This is a genomic window from Nocardia sp. XZ_19_385 (assembly GCF_015355755.1).
Taxonomy (GTDB): domain Bacteria; phylum Actinomycetota; class Actinomycetes; order Mycobacteriales; family Mycobacteriaceae; genus Nocardia.
In genome coordinates, this window is record NZ_JACVEE010000001.1 from 2,621,418 (window position 1) to 2,633,769 (window position 12,352).

Below are 12,352 nucleotides of genomic sequence, written 5' to 3' on the forward strand. Positions count from 1 at the left end.
GTCGTTCCCTGACGCCGGACGTTTCATCCCTCACACCAAAGAATGGTGAACTCCCATGCGTACCAACCCGATTACCGACGGCAGCGAACGAGCGATCATCGAAGACCTGCTCGACCGCAGCCGCGAGGCACTCATCGAGACCGTCCGCGGTCTGTCCGATGCCGACGCCCGCCGGCGACTCGTCGCGTCGCTGACGACACCGATCTCATTGCTCAAGCATGCCGCCGCCGCGGAACGGATCTGGTTCCAGCGGTTCTGGGCGGGACTCGACGAATCCGAATGCGATGGATACTCGCGGCGCGACGAGGGCACGTTCACCGTCGCCGACGACGAGTCGCTGGCAGCGGTGATCGCCGAGTTCGAACGCGCGAGCCGACGCTCACGGGAGATCGCGTCCCGCTTCGACCTCGACGACACCAAGACCAATCCTCGCGAGGGAACAGTCAGCATGCGATGGACGCTGCTGGCCATGATCCAAGAGTTCGCCAGGCACGCGGGTCACGGTGACATCCTGCGCGAGCAGATCGACAACCCCGCACCGTGACAACAGAACCGGCGTTCCTAGAGCCTGCTTCGCACCGCGCCGCCCGCGCAGGCGATGACGACGAGTCCGCCGAGGAAGGTGAGCCAGTCGAGGTGTTCGCCGAGGAGCAGGGCTGCCCAGCAGATGCTCATGAGGGGCTGGACGAGTTGTACCTGGCTGACTCGGGACATCGGGCCGATGGCGAGGCCGCGATACCAGGCGAAGAAGCCGAGGTACATGCTGATCGCCGAAAGGTATGCGAAGCAGGCCCATTCGACGGCGGTCGCCGACGGCGGCTGCTGCTCGATCGCGATGACCGTCAGGGTGAGCATCAGCGGCGAAGCGAGGATCAGCGCCCACGACACGGTCTGCCAGGATCCGATTTCGCGCGCGAGCAGGGCGCCCTCGGAATATCCGATCGCGGCTGCCAGCACCGCACCGAAGAGGAGCAGGTCGGCCCAGTGCAACCGGCCGATACCACCGCCCTGCAAGAGAGCGAAACCGACGGCGGCGATCGCGCCCGCGAGGGAGAACAGCCAGAACGCACGGCTGGGCCGCTCGCCGGTGCGTAGTACGGCCGATACCGCGGTGGCGGCGGGCAGCAGGCCGATGACGATGGCGCCGTGGCTTGCCGGTGTCACGGTGAGGGCGTAGGAGGTGAGGAGCGGGAAGCCGACGACAACCCCTGCGGCGACGACAGCGAGCCGCAGCCATTGCCTGGCCGCGGGCGCTGTTTGCCGGGTGGCCGCCAGGGCGATCCCGGCCAGCACCGCCGCGACGACGGCTCGCCCGGACCCGATGAACAGGGGTGAGAGTCCACCGACCGCGACGCGGGTGAGCGGAACCGTGAACGAAAAGGCCGCGACGCCTACGAACCCCCAGGCCAACCCCGCCGATCCGACCGGTAGCGGTGTTCGCGGCTTTGCAGTAGCGCTACTCTGTACTGACATGTATAACGATAGCAGCAGTCGCTTGGCGGACGGTATCCGAGCCTGGATCGGGACGGCCGCCCCGGGTGCGCGGCTGCCGTCCACCCGCCAGTTGGTGAGCGAGCACGCGGCCAGCCCGGTCACAGTCCAGAAGGCCATTCGGGCACTCGCCGCGGAAGGCCTCATCGAGTGCCGCCCCGGGGTCGGCAATTTCGTCCGGGCTCCGCGTTCGGCCCGTCCGCAGGACTACGGTTGGCAGACAGCCGCATTGGGCTCGTCGCGCGGTGTCACACTGGCTTCGACCGGCGCGCTGCGCACCGCACCGCCCGGCGCCCAGGAACTCCATTCCGGCTACCCCGAAGCCGAGTTGCTGCCCGGACGACTGGTCCGCGCGGCGCTGGTGCGCGCCGCCCGAGGCGCGTCGGCGACGTCCCGCTCGACCTCCGCGGGGCTGCATGATCTCCGGACTTGGTTCGCGACCGAGCTGGCCGATCTGACGCCCGCCGGCTTGGCCGGGCCCACGGCCAATGACGTCGTCATCGTCCCGGGCAGCCAGAGCGGGCTCACCTCGATATTCCGCGCTCTGGTCGCCCCGGGCCAACCGCTACTGATCGAATCGCCGACGTACTGGGGTGCGATCCTCGCCGCGCATCAGGCTGGTGCGCACCTGGTCCCCGTGCCGAGCGACGCCGAGGGACCCGATCCGGCCGCCCTGGACCGAGCCTTCCGCGAGACCCGGGCGCGAGCGCTCTACGTCCAGCCGAACTACGCAAATCCCACTGGGGCCCAGTGGTCTCCGGACCGGGCCGAGGCCGTTCTGGACCTGGTCCGCGCGCACGGCGCGTTCCTCGTGGAAGACGACTGGGCTCACGACTTCGGAATCGACTCGGATTCACGGCCCGTCGCGGCCCGGGACACCGCCGGCCATGTCGTCTATCTCCGCTCGCTGACGAAGAGCATGTCGCCCGCTATCCGGATCGGCGCGCTCATCGCGCGCGGGCCCGTTCGCGAGCGACTCTTCGCCGACCGCTCGGCGGAGTCGCTGTACGTGAGTGGGCTCCTACAGGAAGCGGCGCTCGGGGTGGTCACCGATCCCGGCTGGCACACGCACCTGCGCCGGCTTCGCGGCCAGCTGCGGGAGCGGCGGGACCTGCTGGTGGAGAGTCTGCGCGAGCACGCCCCCGCTCTGCATGTCGACCATGTTCCGCGGGGCGGACTCCATCTCTGGGCCCGGCTCCCCGACGGCACCGACACCGACCGGCTCGTCCGGGATTGCGAAACCGGAGGCGTGTACGTCGCTTCCGGTCACGAGTGGTTCCCGGCCGAACCTTCGGGGCCTTTCCTGCGCCTGAACTTCACCGGCCCCAACCCCCTTGGCTTCCCGACGGCCGCCCGGACGATCGCGGCGGCGCTGGCCGCCCAGTAGCCGGTCCATCGGAAGCCTCTCAGCACTAATGGAACAATTTTCCCATTAGCTCGGTTACATGGGGCATGACAACGACATTGGTGGCGCCAGGGCCGCCGGCCACCACACGACGAGCACCCCTGGCCCTGCTCGCGCTGGCGCTCGGCGCGTTCGGCATCGGCCTGACCGAGTTCGTGATCGTGGGCTTGCTCGGCGTGATCGGCACAGATCTGAATGTCTCGATCCCGACGGCGGGCCTGCTGGTGTCCGGCTACGCGGCCGGTGTCGCGATCGGCGCGCCGCTGATGACCGCGGCGGGCACCCGGATCTCGCGCAAGACAATGCTTTTGGCGCTGATGGGGATTTTCGTCGCGGGCAACCTGCTCTCGGCGCTCGCACCCGGCTACGAGCTGCTGATGACCGGGCGCATCATCGCCGCCCTCACGCACGGCGCGTTCTTCGGCATCGGCTCGATCGTGGCGGCCGGTATGGTCGCGCCCGATCGCAAGGCCAGCGCCATCGCCCTGATGTTCACCGGCTTGACCCTGGCGAATGTCGCCGGCGTGCCGCTGGGCACCTGGCTCGGTCAGCTTTTCGGTTGGCGCGCCACCTTCTGGGCCGTGACCGCTGTCGGCGTGGCCGCTCTCGCCGCCCTGGCCCTGCTGGTGCCGTACCAGCCGCGTGCCGAATCCGCTAGTTTGCGTACGCAATTGGCAGTGTTCGCACGGGTTCAGGTGTGGCTGGCGTTGCTGATCACCGCGCTGGGATTCGGTGCCGTGTTCGCCGCTTTCACCTTCTTCCAGCCGATCCTTACCCAGGTCACCGGCTTGTCCGAGGCGGCCGTGCCGTGGCTGCTCGTAGTGTTCGGGCTCGGACTGTTCGCCGGGAACATCATCGGAGGCCGCCTAGCCGATCGAGCGCTGATGCGAACTCTGACAGGCGCTTTGGGGGCACTGGCCCTGGTCCTGCTGGTCTTCGGATTCACCGCACACAACGCGGCCGGCGCCGCGTTCACCATCTTCGCGCTCGGCGCCACCGGGTTCGCCATGGTGCCCGCCGTGCAGATGCGGGTCCTCGAAACCGCGGGCCGCGAATCGCCGCTGGCCTCGGCGGCGAACATCTCCGCATTCAACATCGGCATCGCCGTCGCCTCCTGGCTGGGCGGAACCGCCATCGAGCACGGGCTCGGCCTGGCCGCGCCGCTCTGGATCGGGGCGGGCCTCGCAGCCGCCGCCCTGGCCGTCGCACTCCTGTCCGGCGCGCTCGAGCGCCGCGCGTAATCCCCTGTTCAGCAATACAACTCAGAGAATCGAAGAAGCAATGTGCACTTGGAAACTGCTCACTATGGCGACCGCCACTGTCGCTGTCGCCGCGACGGCAGCCGTCTACACGAACACCACCGCAGACCCCGGCCCGGCGAATACCTGGAACACCGCATGGGCGGTACCCATGCAACAGCCCAGCATCGGCTTCGAACCGAACTGGTCTCTGGACGGTTTCGCCGATCAGACTGTGCGACAGGTCATTCGGGTTACCGGTGGCGGCACCGCGGCGCGGATCACGCTGTCCAACCAATTCGGTCCGGGTGACCTCCGTATCGCCGACGCCACCATCGGCCGCACCGAGGACGGAGCACGAGTTCAGCCGGATACCCTGCGGCCGTTGCGTTTCGGTGGCACCAGTTCTGCGACCATCGCCCCCGGGCAGCAGGTCACCAGCGACTCGGCCGAACTGCGTTTGGCACCGTTCGAATCGGCAACGGTCACACTGTATTTGGCCGACAAGACCGGGCCCGCCACCTTCCACGCCCAGGGCTACGCCAGCACCTACCGTGCCACCGGCGACCGGGTCGCGGACACCGGCGGTGCGGCGTTCACCGAGACAACCCATTCCTGGTACTACCTCAGCGATCTGGAGATGACCGGAGGCACCGGGGGAACGATCGTCGCCTTCGGCGATTCCATCACCGACGGCTTCGGATCCGACAACGATGCCAACAACCGCTACCCCGACGCACTCGCCGGACGGCTCGCCGCGGCCGGCACCCCGCGCACGGTGCTCAACGCCGGCATCGGCGGCAACATGATCCGCAGTGACTCCCCCTGGTTCGGGGAGAGCGGCCTGCACCGTTTCGATCGCGATGTGCTCGCCAAACGCGGTGTGCGCACGGTCGTCGTCTTCGGTGGACTCAACGACATCGGCTTCTCCGAGGTAGACCTGCCGACCTACAAGCCCAACCCTCAGGTCACCGTGGAGCAACTCATCGAAGGTCATCGCGACCTGATCGCACGCGCGCACCGGGCCGGGCTCACCGTGGTCGGCGCGACCCTGCTGCCGATGAAGGGCGCCGAGTACTACAACGACACCTCCGCGGCGAAGATCCGGGCCCTCAACGCATGGATCCGCACCAGTGGCGAATACGACGCCGTCGCCGACTTCCACGCCGCCGTCGTCGACCCGGCCGACCCCGAAAAGCTGAATCCCGCTTTCGATTCCGGCGATCACAAGCACCCCAACGCCGCGGGCTACGCCGCCATGGCCGCCGCCTTCGACCTGAAGACCCTCTGACTCGACCGGCAACGGCCCTCCCCGGCAAGGGAGGGCCGTTGCCGTGTGCCGTCAGTTCAACGCTGCCTCGGCGCTTCCGTCAGGTGCCCGGATGGCGTCGAGGATGTGCGTCGCGACGTGCGCGATCGTTCCGCGCTGCAGGAAGATCGCTACGGGGACAGTGGTTTCCAGATCCTCGGCGATCCGGTTGCGGAGCTGCACCGCCATCAGGGAATCGATGCCGAGACGGTTCAAACGCTGATTTCCCTGGACGCGCTCCGGTGGGGTCTTGACCACCGTGGCGATCTGTCCACACAGATAGGACGTGATGACGGCGTGCGCCGTGGTGTCGTCCTGCTGGTACAGATCGGTGCGGTTGACACCGGAAACCGCTGCCCCGGAGTCGGTGTCGAGGTCGCGCAGCAGTGATCCGGTCCGCAGCGCCGGGAAGTCCCTGGCCCACACGATCGGATCGAAGGACATGACCGCGGTCTGCACATGTGCCCCGCCCAGCAGCCGGCCGAGGATGGCCAGGCCGTCGGCCGGGTCGAAACCTTTGAAGCCGCGGTCGGCCAGCCGCAAGTCGGTTTCGGCCTTGGCGACCCGGCCGGTGTTGGTCCACTGCCCCCAGTTCACGCTGAGTGCGGGCAGGCCGCGCGCGTTGCGGTAGTGCGCGAGGCCGTCGATGTAGGCATTGGCGACCGCGTAATTGCCCTGGCCCGGTGAGCCGATCAGGGAGGCCGCCGAGGAGTACAGGACGAAGAAGTCCAGCTCCAGATTCTCGGTGAGCCGGTGCAGATTCCAGGCGCCGTGCACCTTCGGCGGCATCACCGCGAGGTACTGCTCGGTGGAGAGCTGCGCGAGAATCCCGTCCGCGAGCGCGACCGCGGAATGCACCACACCGCGCAACGGCGGCATGGTCGCCTCGATGTAGGCGAAGACCTCGGACATCCGATCCTGGTCGGCCACGTCGGCCTGGACGATCCGGATCTCCGCACCGTCCAGGGCCAGGCCTTGCAGGTGCTGCCGGGTCGTTTCGTCGGGTGCGGTGCGCCCTACGAGGACGACATGCCGGGCGCCATGGTCGACAAGCCAACGGGCAGTGAGCAATCCGACGCCGCCGAAGCCGCCGACGATCAGGTACGTGGCACCCGCCCGCACCGGAGTCTCGCGCTCCTCGGGCAGGTGCCCTGGCGTCAGGCGCGCGGCATAGCGGGCACCGGCACGCAGCACGATCTCGTCTTCCGGTCCGTCCGCGCAGATTTCGGCGCACAACGCAGACCATTCGGCCGCCGACAGCAGCGCGGGCAGGTCCAGCATCGAGCACCGTAGATCCGGAATCTCGTAGCGCACAACACGACCGAGTCCCCAGAGCGCGGTGTGCAGCGGATCGACCGGGGCACCGGCGGTCACCGCGTGGGCGCTGCGGGTGATGAACCACAGCCGCGGCGGGATCGGCAGGGTGGCGAGCTCCTGCACCAGTTCCAAAGCTGCGACGGTGTTTTCGATGTCGGACCCGGTGTGCAGATAGAGGACGGTCCGGATGCTGCCGTCGGCCAGTGCCGACCGATCACCGGGCGACGCGCAGACCACGTCGACGCCGTGCCGGGCGAATTCGGCCTGCAGAGCGGAACCGTCACCGATGACGAGCACCGTGCCCGCGGCGGCACTGCCCGGCGCCAATGGCTCGACCGGCGTCCAGGTCAGGTCGTAGCGCAGGCTGCCGGCTCGCTGCCGGAACAGCTCGGGCAGATCGCCGCCGAGTCGCTTCAGCCGGAAATCTTCGATGGTGAGCAGGTGGCGACCCTGGCTGTCGCCGATCACGATGTCACCGCACACGAGATCGACCTCGTCGGCGGGTGAGGTCCGGGTGACGGTGCACCACAGTGCCGCCCCCGGCGTGGGTTGTCCCTGGCCGAAACATCGGGCCGTGCCGACGGGTAGATAGGTGTCGTGCGCGACCTCGGGCCCGTGCAGCAGCGACATCAGCGGTTGCAGCGCACAATCCAGCAGCGCCGGATGCATGACGTACCTGCCGATGTCCGCCGCGATCGATGCGTCGACGGTGAACTCCGCCAGGACCCGCCCTGGCGAGCGGCGCAGCGAAGTCAGCGCGCGGAAGGGCCCGGTCTGCACGATCCCGCGGTCCGTCGATGCCGCGTAATGCGCTGCGATGTCGAGACATTCGGGGAAGTCCGACGGGTCCGGCCGCGTCAGGAACTCGGCCCCGACCAGGTCGGGCTCGCTGTGCAGGGCCGCGGTGGCCACCAGTAGCCAGCCGCCGTCGTAGGTGTAGCAGTCCCAGCGGTACACGCCGAGATCTTCTACGGTGCAACGGATCTGGATTCGGGATGGCGCATCCGCGGCGAGGAACAGCGCGCGTTCCAAACGCAGACCCTGGATCGAGAACGCGGTCGGGCCGTGGATCTGCCGGCCGGCCGCGAGCGCTAGCTCGTGATAGGCGGCGCCGGGCAGGATCGGGATGTCGTGCACGAGATGCTCGGCCAGGTAGCGGAGCCGGCCCAGATCCAGCTCGACGTCCCAGAGATAGCAGTCACCGGGCGCCAAGCGGAGATAGGAGCCGATGATCGGATGGGCCGGGACCGCCGTGCTGGTCGCGAGCGCACTCCATTGCGCCACACCGGGCAACCCCAGTTCGTCCCGCCAGTAGCGCTCGCGCTGCCAGGGATAGGTGGGCAGCGGCACGTACCTGGCGGTCGAATCAGCCAGGGCCGCAAAGGGAACCGGTCGTCCCGCGACATACAGATCCGCGAGGGCTTGCGGCAGCGCGGCCGGCCCGTGACTGTCCCGGGACATGGCCGCGACGGTGACGCCGGCCCGCCCACGGAACTCCAGATTCCGCTGCACGGCCGAGACCAGCAGCGGATGCGGACCGAACTCCACGAACGTGTCGACACCCGCGTCCGCGAGCTGCTGGATGACCGCACCGAACAGCACCGGCTCGCGCAGGTTGTCCATCCAGTACTCGGGTCCGAGCTGCGTCCCATCGACGACCCGGCCGTGCACCGTCGAGTGCAGCGGAATGCCGCCGGCCCGCGGGCGCAGCGGCGACAGCAGCTCGAGCAGTTCGGCGCGCAGCGGATTCATCTGCGGACTGTGCGAGGCGACATCGACTTTGACGCGGCGGCCGGGCACACCACGCGCCTCGAGTTCGGCGAGAATCCGCGTGATCGCGGCCTCGTCGCCGGACAGCACGCAGGAGTCGGGGCCGTTGCAGACCGCGACCGATACCCCGCAGTGCCCGGCCACGAGGGCTTGCGCCGACGTCGGCGACAGGTCGACCGCGGCCATCACGCCCTGGCCGCTGGTGGTACGCAGCAAGGCGCTCCGCCGGCAGATGAGCAGCGCGGCGTCGTCCAGATGGAGAATCCCGGCAATGTGCGCGGCCGCGACCTCACCCATCGAATGCCCCACCACGACATCGGGTTTCAATCCCCGGTCCAGCCAGAGGGCGGCCAGCGCGACCTGCACCGCGAAGATCACCGGCTGGGCCACGTCGATCCGCGCCAGCAGCGATTCCGCCGGGGTGGCGGTGAGTTGCGCGGTCAGCGACCATTCGACGTGCGGGGCCATCGCCAGTTCACAGGCGGCGATCTTCGCGGCGAAGACCGGCTCGGTGGCGAGCAGTTCGCGTCCCATGCCGAGCCACTGCCCGCCCTGCCCGGGAAAGATCCACGCCGTCGCGTGCTGGGCATCGATGTCGTCCTCGGCGTCGCCGCAGGCCAGACCTTCGGTGTAGGAGCCGCGGGCGTAGGCATCGAGCAGCTCGGCCGCTTCCGCGTGCGTGGTCGCGACGATCGCGAGCCGCTGGGCGTGGTGGGTCCGGCGCACGGCGGCCGAAAGCGCCACGTCCGATAGCGGAATCTCGGTGTCCGCCAGCATGTCTCGATAGGCCCTCGCCAGCTGGACCAGAGCCGCCTCGCTGCGCGCGGAGATCGGCAGCAGGACCGGTCGCGCCGGACGCGGGTTGCCTGCCGGGACGGCCGGCGGCTGCTCCAGCACCACGTGGACGTTGGTCCCGGTGATGCCGAAGCTGCTCACACCGGCCCGGCGCGGCCCGTCCTCCTCCTGCCACGGGCGGGCGTGCGCGGCGACCTCGACGTTGATGTCGGCCCACGGAATCGCGGGATTCGGTGTCTGGAAGTTGAGGCTGCGCGGAATGAATCCGTCGCGCACGCACAGTGCCGCCTTGATCAGGCCCACGGCGCCGGCAGCGCCCTCGGTATGCCCGATGTTCGTCTTGACCGACCCGACCAGCAGTGGCTTTCCCGCCGGTCTGGCCTGACCCAGAACCTCGTGCAACGCACCGATTTCCACCGGGTCGCCGACGCTGGTGCCGGTGCCGTGCGCCTCGACGTAGCCGACGCTGCCCGGATCTATCCCGGCGTCCCGGTACGCCGATCGCAGGCCCGCGCTCTGACCCGCGACCTGCGGCGCCATGAACGTCTCGCCGTGCCCGTCGTTGCTCGCCGCGCTCCCCCTGATCACCGCGTGCACGCGATCGCCGTCCGCGATCGCCCGCGACAGCAGTTTGAGGGCGACCACGGCCGCGCCTTCGCTGCGGACGTACCCGTCCGCGCGGGCGTCGAAGGCCTTGCACTGACCGTCCGGCGCCATCATCCGGCCCTGCGAGAATCCGATCGCGTGGTCCGGGTTGAGGATCAGGTTGACGCCGCCGGCGAAGGCGACATCGCAGTCACCCGCGCGCAGCGATCGCACCGCCAGATGCACGCCGACCAGGGACGACGAGCAGGCCGCGTCGACCGCGACGCTCAGGCCGCGCAGGTTGAGCGCGAAGGAGATTCGCCCGGCGTTCCCACCGCGCGTGCTGCCGCCGACGGTGTGCACGTCGAGGTCCTGGAGCCGGTGCGACTGCCGGTCCCAATAGTCGCTCGTGATCACTCCCATGAGCACCGCGGCGTTGAGTGTGGCGGTGCCGTCCAGCGTCAGGCCGGCGTCCTCGAACGCCTCCCAGGCCACCTCCATCAGCAACCGTTGCTGCGGGTCCATGCATTCGGCTTCGCGCGGGGAGATCCCGAAGAACTCCGCGTCGAATTCCTCGATGCCGTCGAGGAAACCGCCGTAGCGGCTCATCATGCGCCCCGGTGTCGCCGGTGCGGCGTCGTAGTAGTCGTCTACCGCGAATCGCTCCGCCGGTACCTCGGCAATCGCGTTTCTCTCGTTGCGCAACAGATCCCATAGCGCTTCGACGCTCGCGGCGCCCGGCAACCGAGCCGCCATCCCGATTATCGCGATCGGTTCTTGCCCGGCGCCGACAGTACCCTCCACACCTGTACTCACAACGCCACCCATCTCTCGAGAGTTAGCAACTGTTGACGCTGGGTAGCGGGTGCCACCCAGCCACTGGCGGCGTGAGCGTACATGAATGTTGCTAGAAATTAGCTGTAGTTCGTCGGCGACACGAATAGCGTCTATTTACAGTAACTTTGGTCGGCAAATAGAGTTAGCTGGAGGTTTGGGGGTTTACGGCCCGGTCAGACCTGGTCACGAGCCTGGTCACCCGGCTCGGGGGAACTGCGCACATCAGAGGTGTTGTGGCGCTGTCGAAGTCGGCCTTGTACGCGCCCGCTCGAATCAGAGCGATCCTAACTATGTTTGGCGGCCGCTAGCCCCCGTAGACCTATAGACGGATCCGAAATCCGGACGAGTGCCGCCGCCATCGCCTTCACCAGTGCGGCGCACCGCTGTGGAGCGTAGGGGTGTGAATGAGTGTGCGGCAGCAGACCGGCGGGACGTCGGCGTCTACGACACCGCACCGGGCCATCGTCGCAACCGCGTGTGGCGCAGTCGTTGTCGCACAGATGGCGACCACCATCTACCTGCCGAGCATGCCCGCACTGGGCGCCGACATCGGCGCCGGTGCGGGCACGCTGCAACTGTCGGTGGCCGTGTTCGTGGTGTTCGCGGCGCTTCCGGTGGTGGCCTGGGGCCGGGCGGCGGAGCGGTTCGGCCGAGTACCCGCCTTCGTCGCGGCCGGGGTGTGCTTCATCCTCGCCAGCGCCGGACTGGCGCTGATCACCGACGCGCCGCAGTTGCTCGCCCTGCGCGTTGTTCAAGCGATCGGCGCGGGCGGCATCGCGGTCGTCGGGCGGATGATGGTCAAAGACCTGTTCAGCGGCGCCGAGCTGGCGCGGCAACTCGCGCTGCTGTCGATGGCGTTCGTGGTCGCGCTCGGCGGCGGGCAGGTGATCGGCGGCATCGTCACCTCCACACTCGGGTGGCGCTACGGGTTCGCCCTGCTGGCCGCACTCGCTGTCGTGCCCGTCGCCTTCGCGTTGCGCGTCGCACTGCCGCCGCCGGAACCGAAATCCACCACCGGGGGAACGGCTCGACGGCTCCTCCGCGACCGGACCTTCGTCGTCGCTGCCGCCGCGGGCGGTATCGGGTTCGCCGTCATCGTGATGATCCAGCAGAAATCCGCGTTCATCTTCTCGGACGGATTCGCGCTGCCGCCGTGGGTATTCGGCCTGTTCGGCGTGCTCTACGGTGCGGCGTACCTGGCCGGTGCGACCTATGTAAGGCGCAGTGTGAGCCGGTTGGGCGCGCGCGCCATGATGCGGCAGGGCGCCTGGCTCATGCTCGCCGGGTGCGTGCTCATCACCGTCGTCTGGGTGTTCGAGCCGCCCAAGGTGATCGCGTTGCCGATCTTTCTCGCCGGATACCTCACGGCGACCTTCGGCCAGGCCACCCTGTTCCCCAACAGCGCCGCGCACGCCGTCAGCCATCTGGTCGCCGGGGGTGCGATGGCTGTCACCTGGTGCGCGCTGATCCAGCAGGGCCTCGCGGGCGTCGCCTCGCTGGCGGGTCCCGCACTCACCGGGCTGATCGCCTGGTCCCTCGCTATCACCCTGCTCGCCGCCGTGAACGTACTCGTCGTCACGGTGTCCTCGCCGACAAAGGAATAAC

General features: G+C 68.6%; 7 protein-coding genes. 5 read left to right on the forward strand and 2 right to left on the reverse strand.

Annotated elements, in window-relative coordinates:
* Positions 1 to 55: 55 nt before the first annotated feature.
* Positions 56 to 544, forward strand: coding sequence for a DinB family protein (locus IBX22_RS12410; RefSeq protein ID WP_194815415.1), 489 nt, complete (start codon positions 56 to 58; stop codon positions 542 to 544).
* Positions 545 to 561: 17 nt separating this feature from the next.
* Here IBX22_RS12410 and IBX22_RS12415 read toward each other — a convergent pair whose 3' ends face one another.
* Positions 562 to 1,473 (reverse strand): DMT family transporter, encoded by a 912-nt coding sequence (locus tag IBX22_RS12415; protein ID WP_194815416.1) that lies wholly within the window; start codon positions 1,471 to 1,473, stop codon positions 562 to 564.
* Here IBX22_RS12415 and IBX22_RS12420 point away from each other — a divergent pair.
* The 3 genes from IBX22_RS12420 (at position 1,472) to IBX22_RS12430 (ending at position 5,425) form a co-directional block, all read left to right on the forward strand.
* The gene (locus IBX22_RS12420; RefSeq protein WP_194815417.1) at positions 1,472 to 2,878 is read left to right on the forward strand and encodes a PLP-dependent aminotransferase family protein; all 1,407 of its coding nucleotides are present in this window, start codon (positions 1,472 to 1,474) and stop codon (positions 2,876 to 2,878) included. The two genes, IBX22_RS12415 and IBX22_RS12420, sit on opposite strands and share 2 nt — an antisense overlap.
* Positions 2,879 to 2,943: 65 nt before the next feature.
* Complete coding sequence (locus IBX22_RS12425) at positions 2,944 to 4,137, forward strand: MFS transporter (protein ID WP_194815418.1); 1,194 nt, start codon at positions 2,944 to 2,946, stop codon at positions 4,135 to 4,137.
* Positions 4,138 to 4,201: 64 nt separating this feature from the next.
* The gene (locus tag IBX22_RS12430; protein WP_228538313.1) at positions 4,202 to 5,425 is read left to right on the forward strand and encodes an SGNH/GDSL hydrolase family protein; all 1,224 of its coding nucleotides are present in this window, start codon (positions 4,202 to 4,204) and stop codon (positions 5,423 to 5,425) included.
* Positions 5,426 to 5,476: 51 nt separating this feature from the next.
* Here IBX22_RS12430 and IBX22_RS12435 read toward each other — a convergent pair whose 3' ends face one another.
* Positions 5,477 to 10,726 carry a type I polyketide synthase gene (locus IBX22_RS12435; RefSeq protein ID WP_309234554.1) on the reverse strand — a complete coding sequence of 1,750 codons (5,250 nt, stop codon included), beginning with the start codon at positions 10,724 to 10,726 and terminating at the stop codon, positions 5,477 to 5,479.
* Positions 10,727 to 11,151: 425 nt separating this feature from the next.
* Between IBX22_RS12435 and IBX22_RS12440 the strand changes: the two genes are divergently transcribed.
* Complete coding sequence (locus IBX22_RS12440) at positions 11,152 to 12,351, forward strand: MFS transporter (RefSeq protein ID WP_194815421.1); 1,200 nt, start codon at positions 11,152 to 11,154, stop codon at positions 12,349 to 12,351.
* The last annotated feature ends 1 nt before the right edge of the window (position 12,352 follow it).

What these genes read in the sequence shown, in the direction of transcription:
- IBX22_RS12410 (WP_194815415.1), top strand. Translation starts at nt 56, where the DNA reads ATGCGTACCAACCCGATTACCGACGGCAGCGAACGAGCGATCATCGAA.
- IBX22_RS12420 (WP_194815417.1), top strand. Translation starts at nt 1,472, where the DNA reads ATGTATAACGATAGCAGCAGTCGCTTGGCGGACGGTATCCGAGCCTGG.
- IBX22_RS12415 (WP_194815416.1), bottom strand. Translation starts at nt 1,473, where the DNA reads ATGTCAGTACAGAGTAGCGCTACTGCAAAGCCGCGAACACCGCTACCG.
- IBX22_RS12425 (WP_194815418.1), top strand. Translation starts at nt 2,944, where the DNA reads ATGACAACGACATTGGTGGCGCCAGGGCCGCCGGCCACCACACGACGA.
- IBX22_RS12430 (WP_228538313.1), top strand. Translation starts at nt 4,202, where the DNA reads ATGGCGACCGCCACTGTCGCTGTCGCCGCGACGGCAGCCGTCTACACG.
- IBX22_RS12440 (WP_194815421.1), top strand. Translation starts at nt 11,152, where the DNA reads ATGAGTGTGCGGCAGCAGACCGGCGGGACGTCGGCGTCTACGACACCG.